Source organism: Pseudarthrobacter sp. As-47 (genome assembly GCF_058215595.1).
Genome location: NZ_CM177088.1, coordinates 4,068,237 through 4,084,583, shown reverse-complemented (window position 1 = coordinate 4,084,583; position 16,347 = coordinate 4,068,237). Strand labels below are relative to the sequence as shown.

General features: G+C 62.3%; 22 protein-coding genes. 9 read left to right on the top strand and 13 right to left on the bottom strand.

Translation table 11 applies throughout. The annotated features are described in order from the left end of the window. Positions 1-56: 56 nt before the first annotated feature. Positions 57-1,451, bottom strand: a complete 1,395-nt coding sequence (locus tag AC4BCK_RS18965) for an MFS transporter (protein WP_400511936.1) — start codon at positions 1,449-1,451, stop codon at positions 57-59. 220 nt (positions 1,452-1,671) lie between these two features. Between AC4BCK_RS18965 and AC4BCK_RS18960 the strand changes: the two genes are divergently transcribed. After that, positions 1,672-2,559, top strand: coding sequence for a helix-turn-helix transcriptional regulator (locus tag AC4BCK_RS18960; RefSeq protein WP_400511935.1), 888 nt, complete (start codon positions 1,672-1,674; stop codon positions 2,557-2,559). Continuing rightward, positions 2,543-2,953, top strand: a complete 411-nt coding sequence (locus AC4BCK_RS18955) for a RidA family protein (protein ID WP_400511934.1) — start codon at positions 2,543-2,545, stop codon at positions 2,951-2,953. Before AC4BCK_RS18960 ends, AC4BCK_RS18955 begins: the two co-directional genes overlap by 17 nt. Before the next feature lie 292 nt (positions 2,954-3,245). Here the strand turns inward: AC4BCK_RS18955 and AC4BCK_RS18950 are convergent, their stop codons facing one another. Both AC4BCK_RS18950 and AC4BCK_RS18945 read right to left on the bottom strand, forming a co-directional pair. Beyond that, complete coding sequence (locus tag AC4BCK_RS18950; RefSeq protein ID WP_400511933.1) at positions 3,246-3,650, bottom strand: VOC family protein; 405 nt, start codon at positions 3,648-3,650, stop codon at positions 3,246-3,248. Positions 3,651-3,723: 73 nt separating this feature from the next. Continuing rightward, positions 3,724-4,329 (bottom strand): class I SAM-dependent methyltransferase, encoded by a 606-nt coding sequence (locus AC4BCK_RS18945; RefSeq protein ID WP_400511932.1) that lies wholly within the window; start codon positions 4,327-4,329, stop codon positions 3,724-3,726. A gap of 327 nt (positions 4,330-4,656) precedes the next feature. Between AC4BCK_RS18945 and AC4BCK_RS18940 the strand changes: the two genes are divergently transcribed. From AC4BCK_RS18940 to AC4BCK_RS18915, 6 genes are all read left to right on the top strand, one after another. Continuing rightward, positions 4,657-5,304 (top strand): class I SAM-dependent methyltransferase, encoded by a 648-nt coding sequence (locus AC4BCK_RS18940; RefSeq protein WP_490566336.1) that lies wholly within the window; start codon positions 4,657-4,659, stop codon positions 5,302-5,304. Between the two features lie 151 nt (positions 5,305-5,455). Further along, a complete protein-coding gene (locus tag AC4BCK_RS18935) occupies positions 5,456-5,671 on the top strand; it encodes a hypothetical protein (protein ID WP_400511929.1) in 216 nt (71 codons plus the stop codon). 159 nt (positions 5,672-5,830) lie between these two features. After that, on the top strand, positions 5,831-6,625 hold the full coding sequence (locus tag AC4BCK_RS18930) for an alpha/beta fold hydrolase (protein ID WP_400513182.1): 795 nt from the start codon (positions 5,831-5,833) through the stop codon (positions 6,623-6,625). Between the two features lie 178 nt (positions 6,626-6,803). After that, positions 6,804-7,400 carry a recombinase family protein gene (locus AC4BCK_RS18925; RefSeq protein ID WP_400513180.1) on the top strand — a complete coding sequence of 199 codons (597 nt, stop codon included), beginning with the start codon at positions 6,804-6,806 and terminating at the stop codon, positions 7,398-7,400. Positions 7,401-7,535: 135 nt separating this feature from the next. Further along, on the top strand, positions 7,536-8,063 hold the full coding sequence (locus tag AC4BCK_RS18920; RefSeq protein WP_400513179.1) for a hypothetical protein: 528 nt from the start codon (positions 7,536-7,538) through the stop codon (positions 8,061-8,063). A gap of 79 nt (positions 8,064-8,142) precedes the next feature. After that, the gene (locus tag AC4BCK_RS18915; RefSeq protein ID WP_400513178.1) at positions 8,143-8,289 is read left to right on the top strand and encodes a hypothetical protein; all 147 of its coding nucleotides are present in this window, start codon (positions 8,143-8,145) and stop codon (positions 8,287-8,289) included. On the opposite strand, the gene AC4BCK_RS18910 is transcribed toward AC4BCK_RS18915, so the two are convergent. The 10 genes from AC4BCK_RS18910 to AC4BCK_RS18865 form a co-directional block, all read right to left on the bottom strand. Continuing rightward, positions 8,286-9,302, bottom strand: coding sequence for an ATP-dependent DNA ligase (locus tag AC4BCK_RS18910; RefSeq protein WP_490566335.1), 1,017 nt, complete (start codon positions 9,300-9,302; stop codon positions 8,286-8,288). The genes AC4BCK_RS18915 and AC4BCK_RS18910 overlap by 4 nt on opposite strands. Positions 9,303-9,335: 33 nt before the next feature. Further along, positions 9,336-9,662, bottom strand: a complete 327-nt coding sequence (locus tag AC4BCK_RS18905; protein WP_400513174.1) for a hypothetical protein — start codon at positions 9,660-9,662, stop codon at positions 9,336-9,338. After that, the gene (locus tag AC4BCK_RS18900; RefSeq protein ID WP_490566334.1) at positions 9,643-9,975 is read right to left on the bottom strand and encodes a hypothetical protein; all 333 of its coding nucleotides are present in this window, start codon (positions 9,973-9,975) and stop codon (positions 9,643-9,645) included. The genes AC4BCK_RS18905 and AC4BCK_RS18900 overlap by 20 nt, the downstream gene beginning before the upstream one ends. Before the next feature lie 121 nt (positions 9,976-10,096). Next, positions 10,097-10,225, bottom strand: coding sequence for a hypothetical protein (locus AC4BCK_RS18895; RefSeq protein WP_490566333.1), 129 nt, complete (start codon positions 10,223-10,225; stop codon positions 10,097-10,099). Positions 10,226-10,475: 250 nt separating this feature from the next. Continuing rightward, positions 10,476-10,832 (bottom strand): hypothetical protein, encoded by a 357-nt coding sequence (locus AC4BCK_RS18890; protein ID WP_490566332.1) that lies wholly within the window; start codon positions 10,830-10,832, stop codon positions 10,476-10,478. Between the two features lie 271 nt (positions 10,833-11,103). Next, positions 11,104-11,703: a transcriptional regulator gene (locus AC4BCK_RS18885; protein WP_400513167.1), complete on the bottom strand. Its 600-nt coding sequence runs from the start codon at positions 11,701-11,703 to the stop codon at positions 11,104-11,106. Further along, positions 11,700-12,770, bottom strand: a complete 1,071-nt coding sequence (locus tag AC4BCK_RS18880; RefSeq protein ID WP_400513165.1) for a PEP/pyruvate-binding domain-containing protein — start codon at positions 12,768-12,770, stop codon at positions 11,700-11,702. Before AC4BCK_RS18880 ends, AC4BCK_RS18885 begins: the two co-directional genes overlap by 4 nt. Continuing rightward, complete coding sequence (locus AC4BCK_RS18875; RefSeq protein ID WP_400513163.1) at positions 12,767-13,138, bottom strand: hypothetical protein; 372 nt, start codon at positions 13,136-13,138, stop codon at positions 12,767-12,769. The genes AC4BCK_RS18880 and AC4BCK_RS18875 overlap by 4 nt, the downstream gene beginning before the upstream one ends. 71 nt (positions 13,139-13,209) lie before the next feature. Beyond that, complete coding sequence (locus AC4BCK_RS18870) at positions 13,210-13,857, bottom strand: transposase (protein WP_400513161.1); 648 nt, start codon at positions 13,855-13,857, stop codon at positions 13,210-13,212. Then, positions 13,857-14,441, bottom strand: a complete 585-nt coding sequence (locus AC4BCK_RS18865; RefSeq protein WP_400513159.1) for an IS110 family transposase — start codon at positions 14,439-14,441, stop codon at positions 13,857-13,859. Before AC4BCK_RS18865 ends, AC4BCK_RS18870 begins: the two co-directional genes overlap by 1 nt. A 739-nt stretch (positions 14,442-15,180) precedes the next feature. Here AC4BCK_RS18865 and AC4BCK_RS18860 point away from each other — a divergent pair. Next, the gene (locus AC4BCK_RS18860) at positions 15,181-16,278 is read left to right on the top strand and encodes an IS110 family RNA-guided transposase (protein ID WP_174181314.1); all 1,098 of its coding nucleotides are present in this window, start codon (positions 15,181-15,183) and stop codon (positions 16,276-16,278) included. Positions 16,279-16,347 lie beyond the last annotated feature (69 nt).

The following is a 16,347-nucleotide window of genomic DNA, read 5'->3' as shown; positions in this document are numbered from 1 at the left end:
CGCCCGGCAGAAAGAAGCCATGTAAGCCTCAGCCAGCCAGGCGCCGAAGTGAGGATTTAGGTCGTGACGGGTGCGGGCTTCCGGAGGAACAGGGCAACCAGAAGAGCCGCCGCCAGGCCGAGCGCAGCATTGATGCCAATGGCCGGGAGCACCGCGTTCAGCACCTGGTTCGGGGCGGCGCTGCTGGTGCCGTGGCTAAGCAGGGACGCGGCGATGATGGTGCTCATGACGGGGATTCCCATCGTGATGCCGATCTGCTGGCTCATGGTCGTCAGCCCCGTGGCGAGGCCCTGTTCAGTGTCGGGGAGACCTGTGGTGGCGGTGACCATGAACCCGACGATCGCGGCGAGGTTCGCGACGCCGCCGACGAACGTGGCGATCAGCACGATGACCAGGGAGGCCTGATCGGTGTTGATGAAGAGCAGGGAGCCGGTGGCTGCAGCCTGGATGGTCAAGCCGGTGATGATGGTGTTCTTGTTGCCGAGTTTGCCGATCAGTTTCGGGGCGATGATCCCGCCGACGACTGTGCCTATGCCGAGGACGGCGAATGCCAGGCCTGCGCCGAGTGGTGTATAGCCGAGGACCTGCTGGAGGTAGAGGGTCAGGACGAATACCAGTGACGTTTCAGTGGCGAATGCCAGGATTCCGGCGATGTTGCCCCAGGCGATGTTGTTCCGACGCAGGATGGTCACGGGCACCAGCGCGTGGGCTGTGTTCTTTTCGATGAAGAAGAACACGACGAACAGGAACAGGCCCGCTGCCAGCGGTCCCCAGGCCATTGCGTCAGCCCAGCCCTTTTCGCCGGCAGTGGTCAGGCCGAAGACGAGCAGCAGCAGCGCCAGTGTCACAGTGACCGCGCCGGGCACGTCGAGCTTCGTTTTGTTGCCGCGGGCTGACTCGGTCAGAAGCTTGGGTGCAAGCACCAGGACGAATACGGCGATGGGGACGTTGATGAAGAACGCCCACCGCCACGAGAGTATGTCGGTCAGGAGCCCGCCGAGGATCGCGCCGGCCGTAAATCCTGCAGCCATCAGCGACCCGTTCAGGCCCAGTGCCTTGTCCCGCAGCGGGCCTTCCGGGAAGGACGTGGTCAGCAGTGACAGCGCAGCTGGGGTGACGGCAGCCGTGGCGAGGCCCTGGGCGACGCGTGCGGCGAGCAGCAGGCCGGGGTCGGTGGCGAGCCCGCCAACCAGTGAGCCGATGCCAAGCAGGGCCATGCCGGTGATGAAGAGCCGTTTACGGCCGAACAGGTCAGCAACTCGCCCGAAGAACAGCGTGAACCCGGCCGCGCACAGCGCGAAGGATGTGGCTATCCATTGCAGGTGCTCCAGGGAGAACCCGACGTCCGCCCCGATCCGCGGGAGCGCGACGTTCAGGATGGAGAAGTCCACTGCGAGGGTGAAACTCGCCGTCAGCAGCAGGACCATGACCAGCCGCTGCCGCCCCGACATCCGAACAGGACTCTCTTGGGCCGGCGGTTGCGGTGGCGCGGTGAGTTGCGGGAGGGGCGTGGTGTCGTTGGCTGTCATCGCGGAAGGTGTCCAATCATCGGGCGTGTGTGCGGGTTTTCCTCTCCACCCTGCCGACGCCCGGCGGGAACAGCCACGCCGTGTTGTGGGTAGCACTGACAGTGCTACCCACCTTCGGGAAAGTTCGTGAATACTCGCAGGTATGAACCAACCAGCAGCCATGGGCGACTTCCTCCGCAAACGACGGGCCGCGCTGACCCCGGCCGACGTCGGACTGATGGACTACGGCACCCGCCGGGTGCCCGGGCTGCGCCGGGAAGAAGTGGCCATGCTGGCCGGCATGAGCGTGACGTACTACGCCCGGCTGGAACAGGGCCAGCACGTCAACGCCTCCGACGCCGTCATCGACTCCCTCGCCCAGGCACTGGCCCTGACCGAGGTCGAAAGAAAACACCTCGCAGACCTGTCCGGGGCCAAGCGCCGCACAACAAAGACCACGCGAAGCAGACCGGACCAGGTCCGGTCCGGAACTAAGCGCTTGGTTGAATCCATGGGCAGTGTCCCTACAGTTGTGTTGGGTAAGCGCACAGAAGTCCTCGCCTGGAACCGGGCCGGCCACCGGCTCGTCGCTTCCCACTTGGACTTCGACGCCCCGGACACCCCGTCGGAACGGCCGAACATGACCCGGATGCTCTTCCTGGACGAGGCCACACGCAACCTGTACCCGCAGTGGCGCACCGAAGCCGGGCGTGCAGTGGCATCCCTGCGGCTGCTCTCCGGCAGGTTCGCCGATGACACAGAGCTGGCTGCCCTCGTCGGGGAACTGACCCTCAAAAGCCCGGAGTTCGCGAACATGTGGGCCGAACACCCGGTCGAGAACTGCATGTCAGGGCACAAGACACTGAAGCACCCCCAGCTCGGCACTCTGGAGCTGGGGTTCGAGGTCCTGACCATGCCGGACGATTCCGGCCACCGCGTCCTGACCTACACAGCGGAACCAGGCACCGAAACTGCCTCAGCCCTTACACGGCTTCAGCGGGCACCACTGGCCATTGCACGGGAAGGAGCCAGCCTTGACCAAGCAGTCTGAGACAGCCATCAGTCACCACTTCAGCGGCCAGCTTTATCAGTCCACGGCGCCCTTCTCACACTTCGTTCAGCAGGGTTATACCGGCTACACGGCCGGCATCATTGGGCAGGACCCTGCAAGCGGTGCCTTGGTCTCCGCTGATGTCACCGCACAATGCGAAGCAATGCTGACCAACCTGGAGACCCTGCTCAATGAACTGGGGCTGCTGATTGGCGACATTATCCGCACCACGGTCTACCTGACGGACTACCAGGACTTCGAAGCCATCAACGCCGTCTATGCCCAGCGACTGACCCCGCCGTTTCCGGCAAGGACCACCATCCAAGCGGCCGGGCTGCCTTTGGGTGCGAAAGTGCAGATCGAGGCAACAGTTCATCTTCCCAACATGGGATAACACTTGAGGTTTGCAGTACCCTACGGATCTCCTCTCTGAGCGCGTTACTCAGTGCTCCTGAATCATGGCGCGCTTGCCTTATCTATTTGGAGACCGAGAAACACCAGTCCCAAGCTCTTCTGATTCCCCCATGGAATGAGCGGAACCGGCGCGGTGGCAAAGCGAGTACGTACACTCCTGCTCACAATCCGCGACATCGATTTGTCACGAACCTGGGTCCTGCACGCTGGTTGTCTGCAACCGGGCTCCGGCCCGGTGAAGGATCTTTTACCGGACGCAGAGCCACATCCGCCTAGGTGGTTGCCACAAGCTCAAGCTCGAATCCATCAGAATTTACGAGATAGGCAGCGTAGTGCTCGGGCCCGCCAGCGTGCGGGTACTTGTCCTGGAATAACTGCACCCACCCGTGACGTCGGCTCTCTTCGACAAACACATCGAGGTCTTCTTTACTGCCGGCATGGAACGCAAGGTGGTTAAGCCCTGGCAGCGTGCGCTCGTGTTCCGAGCCGCTCATAGCCGGTGATTGCTCAGCAACGATGTAGGTCAAACCGAGCCGCCAGCTGATCCCTGTGGCCCAGCTCTGGTAGATCGAGTACCCCAGGCCCGCCAATACCCAGCCCCATTCCTGCTTGGCCCGATCAAGGTCAGGGACCCAGAGTTCGATATGGTGCAAGGTCCCTTTGGAATCGTTGTTCACGAGGGTGAGTCTTTCACACGCCAGGTCATCGCCGCCCGTTTCTCAGCAGCCGCAGCGCACGTTAAAGGATCCCTCATCGGGCACCTCCGCGGACGGCGAGAATTGCCCCGTGAGATCGCTGCCCGGTGGTTGTCCTTGCGTGCGTCTCGACTACATCGAAGCCAGCGGCCACCAGCTCGTCGCTGAGATCACTTACCGGCCACCGGTATGCCTGGACGACCGCATGATCGAACTTCTCGACGACTTGACCATCGAAGAAGCCGATCAGCAGGGCGCCACCAGGGCTGAGTACTCGACTGAACTCCAAGAGGGGAGTGCGGATCGCGTCTGGCTCATGGTGGATCAATGAGTACCAGGCGAGCACTCCACCAATTGTCCCGGTCTTGATATCGAGGGCGTCGAGGCTGCCTGTTCGGAACGGAATGCCAGGGTAGGCAACGCGGGCGTGCCCGATGAACTCAGGAGCCAGATCCACTCCGAGTGCAGGAATCCCAGCTTCATTAAGAAAGTTCGTCCATTGGCCGGGGCCGCAGCCAGCGTCGAGGACCGCACCCTCGATACCGTCCGCCCAAGTCGCAACTAGTTGACGATCTGAAGGGTGCACAGCATCCATTGAAGCGAAGCGTTCGACGTATTCTGCCGCCCTGATTGAATACGCATCGCTAACAGCGTTGACCATGCGTTCGAGTATAGGCAAGCCACGGTAAATGCCCGGTAGTTGATCCTCATGAGGTACAGCCCCGCTGCGGCGAATCTCCCGGCGGACGTTCGCGCATGTAGACGATTCTTCTGTCTTGATCTATTTCAGGGGTGGCATGAGTTGAAGGCCCCCGAGGAAATCTCAAAGGGGGGTGCTCGTTAGGCTGGCAGGATGGATCAGACCTCTAGCGAGCCCGCAGTTATGGGCCGTAACGCTGCTCGGCACGATGACGTCCGCCCTGCATGGTCTGGGGACGTGCTCTCCTGGCTGTTAGGGTCACCCGCGCCGAAGCATCGCCTAGAAGTCTTGGATCTCGGAGCCGGCACCGGACTGGGAACCCGGACCATCGCAGCACTCGGCCACAAGGTCACCGCTGTCGATACAGCCGACGACATGTTATCCGTCCTCATTAAGGCAAGCCAGAAGCTTCCGCCTGAAGTGGCGCGGCGTATCGCTACGGTTACCGGTTCGGCGGAACGCATACCTTTGAAAGATCGGAGCGTCGATGCCATCACCTGCCTTCAGGCTTGGCACTGGGTGGACCCCGTAAAAGCAATGAGTGAATGCGATCGCGTGCTCAGGCCTCACGGTGTGGTTGGTCTTGCGTGGCATACCTGGGATCGCACCAGCGAGTGGGTCAAGGCGCTGGCGGACATTGTTGAGCCGGACGGCGCCCCCGCTGACCAAACTCGAAGCGTACCCGCAGACTTCGCCGGGCGAGGAGCCTTTGATCGCAAAGAGTTCTCGTTCAACTACGAACTGCCGGTCACCGGGATCGTTCAACTAGCCAGCTCATGGACGTTCGTTTCGCAGAGGTCCGACACTTCCTCCGTCTTGGCAAAAATTCGTCGTCTGAGTGAGCAAGCGGCGTCCCCTAAGACAGGACTCGTCAGATTCCCTCACGTCACCGCCGCCTTCCGCCTGCAAGGTTCGCGTGAAGGACCAACCTACTAAACGCCGAAGGTGTCCCGGAGAGGGTTCCCCATACGGACCGGCTTCCGGGACGATATGCGGCCGGCCCTCTTTCGGGTCAGTGTCATGCCCAAATTGCCGCGGAGGAAGACGGACCTCTATCCATAGGCTTCGCTCATGGAGGAGGATGCTTGTGACTGCAACTGCTAAGACACCGCTGCCATTCAGGAGAAAAATGGAAAAGCGCAAGTTACCCCAAATTCTTCTTATTGCTGCTGCCATCGGGTTTGGCATTGGTGCCGTCATCCAGTTCATCCGCCCCGATTTTCTGATTGGCAGTCTGAACCTGGTGGCGGGTCTGCTGGCAGTCGGTTTCCTCATTTATATGAGGAAGGCGCCGACACTCTAGCCTTGGGCCCCTGCCTTCCAACGTCTGCCCGCCAAGCCTTCCGCTTACGGAAACACAAGCGCGGTGCAGACGACTTCTGACATTCCGTGCAGGCGACTTCTGAAAATGACAGAGGGACCGGCTTACGGGCACCGTTCCCTGCATCGGTAGGGTTGGCGGATGGATCAAGTAAGGCGCGCGATAACCAGCGGCGATGGCACCGTCATTTCATATTCCATCTTCGATGGGGCGCAGCCTGCGATAGTCATTTTGCATGGCTTGGCGGGTAGCAGCCGCGAGTTCGAACCCACAGCGCGCGTCATGAGCGGACGGATGGTTATTCTGATCGACCAGCGCGGCCACGGTTTCAGCACCCGCAAGCCAGCCGATACGTCACGGGGGGCGTTTATCGCAGACGCAGTGCGAGTCATCGAGGCAGAGTCTTCGGGCACTGTCGACCTGGTGGGGCAATCGATGGGCGCGCACACCGCCATGCTCGTAGCCGCAGCCCGTCCTGACCTGGTGCGCAGACTCGTGCTTCTAGAAGCCAATGAAGGTGGCGGGTCGCCCGAAGAGCACTCGGCGATCGGAGACTATTTCCGATCATGGGAGGTGCCGTACGCCGACCGAGAGACGGCACGAGCTGCCCTTGGGGGCAGCCCGCTGGCACACGCGTGGTCAGCCGATCTTGAAGAACGCCCCGACGGACTTTACCCGCGATTCGATCCCGAAGTGATGGAGGCGACAATTACGGACGTCGCTGTCCCCCGGTGGTCAGAATGGGAGAGCATCACGGCGCCTACCCTCGTCATCTACGCAGATGGCGGCATGTTCACCGACGAGCAGAAGACCCGCTTTGTCGCCCGTGGAGCACACGCGATACGCGTCGATCTCACCAGCGCTTCGCACGACGCGCATCTTGACGCCTTCGAGGATTGGATCAGCGCACTGACCAGTTTCGTTAATGCCCCCTGAAGGATCCCCTTCCGGGACGGGGGCGGCTGTGCAGACGAGTGTGGACATTCCGTGCAGACGACTTCGGAAAATGACTGCCAGCTGAGAAAGCCGGGCACCCCGTTGTCTTGCAAACACGTCTCACCATAAATTGTCTCAGCGGGGACCTGTGAGGGACTTTTTGAGTCAGAATGGCTTAATGAGGTATCTGGGTTATACGCGAGTTAGTACTTCGAGCCAGGATGCCCAGCTGCAGCTCGACGCACTCATCTCCGCCGGCGTGCAGAAGCGCGACGTTTTTGCCGATGTGACCTCGGGAAGTAGGACGGCGATCGAGCGCCCTGGGATGAAGAGGCTCCTCGAGTACGCAGAGGACGGCGACACTGTCGTTGTGTGGCGGGTCGATCGGCTGGGCCGGTCACTGATCGATGTGCTGAACACCGTCAACCTGCTAAGAGAACGCGGCGTCCAGGTCCGATCCATCTCAGACGGCATCGATCCGGCAACCTCGACGGGTCGGCTGATGCTGAACATGCTCGCCACGTTGGCCGAGTATGAGCGCGAGTTGATTGTCGAGCGTGTCAATGCCGGCATCGCCGCTGCCAGGCAGAACGGAACACGCTTTGGCCGGCCGCTGACGGATCCGCTTGTCATTGCGGACAAGCTAGCGATCGCGCAGGATGCCCGGGCGAAGGGACGCACCGCGGAGGACGCGGCCCGCCTCGTGGGCTGGAGCCGTGCGACTCTTTACCGCCACCAGCAAGCCCTCGCCGCGCGCGAGGGCATCACGATGTAGGTGTTCCTGACCGGCGAAGAGCGCTGGAGAGTCCTCGACGCCATGTCTCTGTTTTCGTACATCCACAAGCGTCTTGATGCAGCCCGAACCGAATCAGCTACAGCGTAGAGACGCAATCGAGGAAGAGGCGGAAGAATGATGAGTTCAGATCCGGACTTCATTGAAGTGCAGGGTCACCGGGCCTGGGTTGGCACCACCCCCGAGGGGGAAGCAGCTATCGGTCGCATCGCCATCTGGGCTGCGAGCGTTGAGGAAAACCTTGTGCACCTGTGTTCGCGGCTAATCAATATCGACGATCACGAAATTGGCTACGCCGTGACTGCAAACATGAATGCTTCAGCAGTGATCGACCTCGCGCGGAGATTGGTCATCGACTCGAAGACAACCAGCGACGAGGACAGAGCTGACGTGATGGCAATGCTAACGGAAGCGAAAGCAGCCCTAGTGGAACGTAATAGAATCCTGCACGCCAGCTTGGGAGAACTGATGCTCGGAGGCAAAATGCTGTTCCGCAGCCGACGCAAAAAGGGGCCCGTTCCGGACGGGGAGAATCCGCGCTGGGAGTCCACTTTGCGCGGACTAGACGAGCTGGATGCAGTCGGGGCGCGGCTCTTCAATGTTTCGGAAGACCTGTGGGCTTACGTCCATTTACCTTCTGATTAGCCTGGCTAGGCCCCACTTGTCGTGACGGCGGGCGGCCCATGCACCAGAGCGTCGAGCCGGGGCGAAATAGACTCATGCGGTGATTCTCATCGGCACCATTACCAACCCGGACGGCAGCTACAACCACGTCGAGGCCGCAGGCGACACCTACGAAGAAGCACGGGAAAACCTCTACGCACTTCTTGAAGAGGGCCAAAACCTCATAGTGATCCGCACGGCCCGCTAACCCTCGTGAAGCCGGGCCGGCAGGATAACGTCAGCAGGGGATAGCTCCGGCCGCGGTCGAAGGTATCTGATGGCGTGGCGGAAGGCGTTGCCCGTCCAGGCGATGTCGGCGGAAATTTCCACCACCAAGGGCTCTACCAAAGTCAGGGCCACCGGGCCCTTGTCCTTACTGAACCTGTTCAGCGTGGTTTCCGTGATGACTTCCGGCCACGGGTGCGGGCCTTGCTGCGGATGGAGGTAGGCCGCCAGCTCCCGGGAAGTCTTCGCCGGCAACACTGTGGAGCGTCCAACAATTCGTAGCTGGCCCTCCACGGGTAAGCCAGCCACAACGTGCTGCGGCCGGTCCATCGGGCCTATGACGGCAGCGCACACCACATCAAGAGACTGGCGGCGCTTCACCTTAAACCACTGTCTAACGCCTCCCTGGTAGCTTTGTGCAGCACTTTTGACCACAAGACCTTCCAGGCCCGTGTGGTGCAGCTCCTCGAACCACCGGAGCGCCTGGGCGCGGTCCTGGGTGGTGGGGGAGAGGTTCAGCGGCGGCACCCAATCGGCGGCCAGTTGTTGCAGCAACTCCCGGCGCTTCTCCAGCGGAGTGTCCCTGATGTCGTGCCCGGCAACGGCCAGCAGATCGAAGGCAACGAACGATGCCGGCTGTTCCCGGACCAGGGCCGGCAGGCCGGCCTTTGAAGCCACGAGGCGCCGCTGCAGGGCGTCAAAATCCAGCCGGTCACCGGCCCAAACGACGGCTTCGCCATCCAAGACGCAACCGGGCGGAACCTGCCCTTCCAGAGCCTCCAGAAGATCGGGAAAATAGCGGGATAAATCTTTGCCCTGCCTCGAGTAAAAGGACACCCCGTCTGCCCCGACCAGGGCACAAGCCCTATAACCGTCCCACTTGGGTTCATACCGGCTGCCGCCAGGCAATGCGGCCTCAGTCGGGATTGAATCAACGGCCTTGGCCAAGGCCAGCGACACGGGCGGATGCAGGGCCGGGGGCACGTCCTCTGTCATAGCGCCACGCTACAGCCGCCAGCCCTGTTGGGCTTAGGCGGCGGCCGCCCCGGCATCCGTGATGGCAGCCAGCAGCCATTGCTCGGACAGTGGGTCACGGCGCAGCTCGAACGTTCGAAGTGCCGACGTCGAGGTCAGCCTGACTTGGACCTGCCAGTGTTCGACGCTGACCAGGTCCCCGCAGCCCACGGGTGCCCGCTTGGCGGTGTTCCACCAGTCGGCGCGGGTGAACCAGCGCACCGGTTCGGCGGCGACGGCCCAAATCCGTCCGTCGTGCCTGATGGCCAGGGGAGTGCCGGTCGCGGTGAACCGGACCTGCACCGGAACGTCCAGGGGTTTGTCACTTGCTGTTCTTGCCACGGGTTCGCTCTCCCAAATTCCTGTTCATCATTTCTTCCCGGCGGGTGACCGCCGAACTCCACACCCAGGTCCGGTACGTGACCGGCCCGTCCTTCCACGTCACTTCGGCTGCTTTCGTTGTCCAGGCGAACACTTCGCCGTCCACCAGCTCGGCGCAGTTCGGGAACCGGATCCAGGCCTTCACCGGGATGCCCGGGTACCCGTTCTTGGCCGGGAAGTGCTTGAAATCGAGCTCTTCCACGGTCAGCCCGATCGGGTCGGCCCGACGCGCGTACTGCGCCTGGAGCGCGGCCGCGAACTCTTCGGAGGACATACCATAACCTTAGAATATATATTCGAATAGACACGCCAAAAGGTGGCGGCCAGGAACGGCCGCCATCCTTTTAATCTTGGGGGAGGGGTCTGACAAAGGGCAGGACTTGCCCCCTCAGTCCCTACACGTCCTTCAGACCTTCCGCTGTGTACTTATGCGTGTCCTTGATCATGCGCGTCATGGCCCGCACCGACTCCGGGTTGTCTTCCCAGCGGCTGCCGTCGCGCGTACAAGCACGAAATGACTTCACGCCGGCTTCTTGGGAAGCCTGCTGGAGCTCTACCCAGGCCTCTTCCAAGTCGGCCAGTTGGGCCGGTGTCAGTGGCGGTCGCTCCGTCTTCGTGGCCGGGGCCAACGGGAAGGATTCAGTCGCAGCTGGTGTCCGTCGCCGACCAAAAAATTCGCGCAGTCCCAAAGCTATTTCTCCTCTTAGTAGATCGGGTAGTCGTCGGGCTCCGGGTTCTCGGCAATCTCGATATCCCGCAGGGCCTGTTCCTTTGTTACCTCATGCCCCTGCGGATCCAGCAATGACCAGCGAACGACAGGATCCGGTCCAGACTGATCGCGCCGCCGCACCCAACGGTAGCGATGTTCTTTGAGCTTTTCCTGTCATCGCGGAACTGCTTGTCCTTTTCGACAGCCCGGTGCACCCTGCCCGCCGCGGATGAGTCGGCAACGCATTCGAGGCAGACGTGCCGGCGTCCGTCAGTGCTGGACTGATGGAGCCCAAAAGCATCTGCCGGCTTCAGCTTTCCGCACTTCCCTTTGCATGTCTTCATCTCATGGGTGTGAAGGCCGGCGCTGGGATCGACCATTTCACCGCAAGCTCCGCAATGTTTCAGCTGTTTCAGCTTCATGCCCCGCAAGCTATCAGAAGGGCCGGACACTGAATGCGAAAGTCCGGGTGATGTTCGCCAGGGCTCACACCCATATGGGCGTCCGCTTCGCGGCCGGCTGTTGGGTCCAGGGCGCGCCGTCGCAGAGCTCCGGACCCCCTGGCCCTGTCTTGTCTACGACGATGCTCCTATAGCCGTCAAACTGCGAAGAGAGAACGTCCGCGTCTTGTCGTGATGCCGGATGCCTGTCTTCGATCTTTGTCCTATTGGCGTGTCAGGGTTGGGGGTCGTGTCAGCGTGATCTGCCGAGAGTGGCCAGCAGGTCTTCATGCAGTTCGAACCAGATCTGGTGGGCCGAGTCCCGGTCGGTGCCGCAGATCCAGCCCGTCTCCCGACGGGCGTGCTCTACGGCAGCGGTGAACCGGCAATGGTAACCGGCGAAACGGGACAGACCCGAGCTCAGGCGGGCCTCGAGGACTTCAAGTTCATCAGCAGCGCGGGCTAGGTCGGCAAGAATCTGTTCAAGATCGGCCGGTGGCTGGGCCAGGCCCAGTTCGGTCAGCTGCCAGCGGGTGCATGCGCCTGCGACCAGGCTGTTCAGCGGGCCGAAACCGTCCAGCACCTCTTGCACCAGGGTGCGGGTCTTGGTGGCGCCAAGTTCGGCGGCCAGCAGGTGCTCGCCGTGGGCTTTGCCTGCCTCCGTCAAAGACCAGCCGCCCTGGTCTGCGAACTGGGTCCAGGTTACCTGTCCGGCGGCCTGTGCCCGCTGGATCAGTTCACGGACCGGGTGCTCGTCAAGCTTCACGCGGGCTATGACCCGTTCGGTGCCGGCATACCCGAGTACGCGCACGGCGTGGAGCACCAACAGCTCAGGAGTGGTGGCCGTGCTCACACGTCGTCCAACAAGGTGAGGCTGCCGCGGGACCCGTCGACCAAGATTAAGGAGCCATCGCGCAGGCTCGTGGCTCCATCGACGTCGGTGACGGCGGGAATGCCCAGTTCTCGGGCCACAATCGCTGCATGCGCCAGGATGCCCCCTGTCTCAGTCACCACGGCAGCCGCACGCGTCAGGACCGGCGTCCAGGCAGGGGAAGTGGCACGGCACACCAGCACCTCGCCAGTCCTGAAACCTGCAAAGTCGTCCAGCCCGGACAGTACCCGCACCCTCCCGCGTGCGACACCCGGACTGGCTCCGGTCCCCGAAGCGAGAGCCCGGCCCACATCGGCGGGGGCCGGTGCGGGTATGCTCGCCGTGCAGCAGGTGATGGGACGGGCCTGCAACGCCCACACCTTACCCTCACTGTCCAGGGCCCACTCCACATCCTGTCCGCCGCCGAGCAACACCTCAATCCGCTCCGCAAGGGCCATGACCGCCCGAGCTTGTTTCGTGGACAGCACGTCCGGCGTGCCGCTGCTAATCAGAGCGCCAAGGGCGTCGGTCTCCCAGCGCTGCGGATCTGCGTTACCTGAAACCAGTCCTTCACCGGTCCCGGGTACTGCTTCGATGATGGTCTGGGCGAGGCCAGTGAGTGGGTGGCGGGTGAAGGCCACGCCGGCAGCGACCGGGGCCAGCATTGGCTGCACCAGCGCGGGGATCTTCGCTGCATGTGGTCGTCCGGTCGCGTTAGCGTATGCAGCCGCCTGCGGGCCGCTGGCGCTGACCCGACGCACAGCATAGGCTACATCCTCGGCGGCCACGTTCAGGACCGTAAGGTACTGACCGGCGAACGATGCATCAGCTGCGTCTTCCCCGGGTGCGGAGGACCGCACTGCGAATATCGACCCTCCCAACCTTTCGAGCACCGCGGGCAGGGCCGTCTCCCAGTCGTCGGCTGCGGCCTCGTGGACAACAACGCCGTCAGGGACGGCAATCCCGGCCCGGGCCAGTAGAGCCAGGGTAGTTGCTTTCGCCCCGCAAATGGCTGCCTCGGCCTGGCCCAAAGGCAGCACGCTGCTCATATCTGTTCCTGCCTGGTCAGCACACGGGCCATGCGCTGCTGTGCGGCTTGTCCGGAGCCGAGCCCGAGCACACCCGCAATCTGTTGGAATGTCATCCCCGCGCCTCGGGCCGCGAATAGCAGTCCCGCCTCGACTTGATCCAATTCAGCACGCGCCGATGCCAGCAGCCCCAGCCCCGCTATCACCAGCTCCTCATCCACGGCCAGGTCAGAGGCCTTCCATGCGGCCAGGCGCGTTAGATCGTTGTCGCTGGCCGGCTGCCCTGCTTGTTGCCACGGCCGCGCAACGAGGTCGCCGCCACCTGCTTGAACGAGCAGATGCCGGTAGGAATCCAAGAGCCTTGCATGGGCCTGGTCAGAAGCAGTCATGGACCCACCTCACCTCATCAACAAAAAGTTGTCAACACGGTGTTGACTAATTGCTAACGTAGGCAACGCCGCTAGCCCGGGAGTGCGGGCCTAGGTTTTTGCTCCGTTAGCCATTGGCGGTAGGTCGCAGCGAGGTCGTCATTTCGGATGCGTTGGCGTTCCAGACGCGAAAGGATGGACACCCATTGGCCAAGTTCGCCGGCCACGGCCGTGATGGTGAGCCCGAGTTCGGTCCGCATGCGGCGGAGGTCTGAGTTGTCCGGTGCCGGCCTGGGATTGGTGATCTGGCGGTAGATCTCTCTGGCTGCGTAGCGTTTGAGGCAGCGCATGATTTCGCGTTTGCCTTTGCCTTCGGACGTGCGTTTAACCACGTAATCCTTGGTCCGTTGACACGAGCCCATGCGCACCAGGACCACCTGATGCAAGGCGTTATTGGCGTTGCGGTCGCCGCCTCTGCTGAGCCGGTGGCGGGTTGTCTTGCCGGATGAGGCTGGCACCGGCGCGACCCCGACGAGCGAAGCGAACTGGGCCTCGTTGCCCAGCCGGTCCGGGTTGTCCCCGAAAGTGATCAAGAGCTGGCTGGCTACTTCGGTCCCGACACCCGGGAGATCACAAAGCATCGGAGCGTAGCTGTCCAGGATTTCCTTGAGGGCCGCATCAGCAGCCTCGACTTCTGCTCCCAGTGCTTGGCACCGGGCTGCCAACGCCTTGAGGGTCATCAGGGTACGTACTCGGGGTCCGCCAGGTGCCCGGAAGGTCTCGTGCGCTGCAGGGCAGTAATCAGCGCGGAGGTGGGCATCGCCCGGTATTTCGCCCGGATCTTGTCCGGTGCAGATACGAGCAGCGCCTTGATCTGGTTGATGGCCGCGGTGCGGGCTTTGATGGCTGATGCGCGCCCGGAACGTACGATCCGTAGGCATTCCACGGGGCCGTCTTTGGCCTTAGGGATCGCCTTCGTCCGTCCCTCGAGCACGGACTTGGCGGCCTGGTAGGCATCGAGCGGGTCGGACTTCCCATTGAGTCGGCGGGCGGCCCGGTTCGGGCGGTTTACCTCCAGCACCGTGAGCCCTTCACCGCTGAGGGTTCTGGCGATTTCGGCGCCGTAGGAGCCTGTTCCTTCGACACCGACGGCAATGACGGTGCCGTAGGAGGTGATGAAGTCGATGATTTTCCGGTATCCGGATCCCACGGCCAGGAATTCCCTGTCCGCGAGGGGTTTGCCGTGTTCATTGATCACGGCCACGTGGTGTGTGTCGGCGTGGGTGTCGATACCCGCGATGACTTTTTTCGGTTGGCTTGCCACGATGAAAATTGCCCCTCAGTCGAGTTCGATACTGATCGGGAGCGGGCCAGGTGGGCAGACAAAACGGTAATGGGACTGGTCGTATCAGGCTCCTATGAGGTCATGTCCGCCTGGCTCGACACCCCTTTTAACGGACCTTGAGCCGGCGGACAGATCGTCGGAAAGACAGTGCCGCCTGGTACGTCAGTTTTTGGCTGGGTCACGCCGGCTCAAGGACAGTTCCAGTATTACCGTTTTTTGGCTGCTGTCCTTCGGATTGTACGTGCCCGTTCCGGCCCCTCTAGCCCCTCCGTTCCTCCGGGGCCTGCGCCCCGCAAAAGTCTTCTCCGGCGCTCCTTCGTCGCTTATTTCCTCCGAAGATTTTCCGGGTCTTGCCCTGCGGGTAGACGGGACTCCACGGGCACAGCTCCGCAAGCTTCGCCAGCAGCCAAAAAACAACTGTGAGTCTTGGAGTGGTTGGTCTGGGACTAGCTGGCAGTGTTGTTGCCGGTCGTTCTGCCTGGCGCGTGACTCGAAAAACAACTTGCCCCCTTGAGGGTGCGTTTCCCCCGACTTGTCCGCGCTGGGTGGAGCGGCCGGCGTTGACCTGTCCCACGTCGGTGGCTTGATTAGAAGCTTGCCCAGCCTCTGGAGGTTGTGGCTCATCACAGTTTTGCCTCGAGGTGACTCTTCCCAGGTTCAATGCCGGCCGTCATGCGGCCCGTTCTTTGTCCGTTCCAAAGGAAGGAGGGTGACAGCGTTGACTATCGTTGCGCAGACCCGCCCGTTCGTCATCGGCGTGGACTGCCACGCCCGCACCCACACGTTCGCCGTCATAGAGGCCAGCACCAAGCGACAACTCGCGAGCGAGCAGTTCCCGACCACCCCGGCAGGGATTTCCCGCGCCCTTGCCTGGGTAGGCCGACGGACAGGCGGCGATAAGGGGTGTTTGTGGGCAATCGAGGGTGTCGGCACTTACGGGGCACGTCTGGCCAGGGCCGTAGTCGATGCCGGCTACGATGTCGCCGAAGCGCCACGTATGAACGCCCGCGGCCGCCGGGGGCTGGGCAAGTCCGACGCGTTGGATGCGGCCGCCATCGGAACGGCCGTCTTGAGCGTGGAGGAGTCCGAGCTCCGGGCGCCGCGGCGGGATGAAGGAACCCGTGCTGGACTGAGGATCTTGAGCGCGGCACGGGATCAGCTGACCCGGGACCGAACATTGAATGCGAACGCACTCCTTGCTTTGCTCCGGGCCCATGATCTAGGAATCGACGCCCGTAAACCATTGGTTCCCGCTCAGATCGCGACGATCACCAGATGGCGGGACCGACAGGAGCAGCTAGAAGTATCAATCGCCCGCGAGGAAGCGGTTCGGTTGGCGCGCCGCGTCCTCGAAGTAACTACTCAGCTGGCTGCGAACCAGAAGCGAATGACAGAGCTGATCCAGCAAAGCCCAGCTGCACCGCTTCTGGAAATGGTCGGCGCCGGGGCTGTCACGGTCGCGACTGTCCTGACGGCTTGGTCTCATCCAGGAAGGGTTCGCAGCGAAGCTGCCTTTGCTTCGTTGGCAGGGGTGAATCCCTTGCCAGCTTCAAGCGGTAATACTGTCCGGCACCGGCTCAACCGGGGCGGTGACAGGCGCCTCAATCGGGCCCTGCACACCATCACGATGACCCGCATGACGCATGACCCCGGAACACGGGAGTATGTCGCTAGACGCACTCACGAAGGCCGCAGCTACCGCGAAATCCGAAGATCCCTCAAGCGCTACATCGCCCGAACCCTCTACCGCCAACTCAATACCCTTTACGCCGCCGCCGAACCTGCCGCGTCCCCGGCTATTGGTACGGCCCCGTAGCGAGAACAGGAGCGCACGAAGAACGTTGCCCAGGCTGGTGGGTATCTCCTCAGGTTTGTCCAAGGTTTT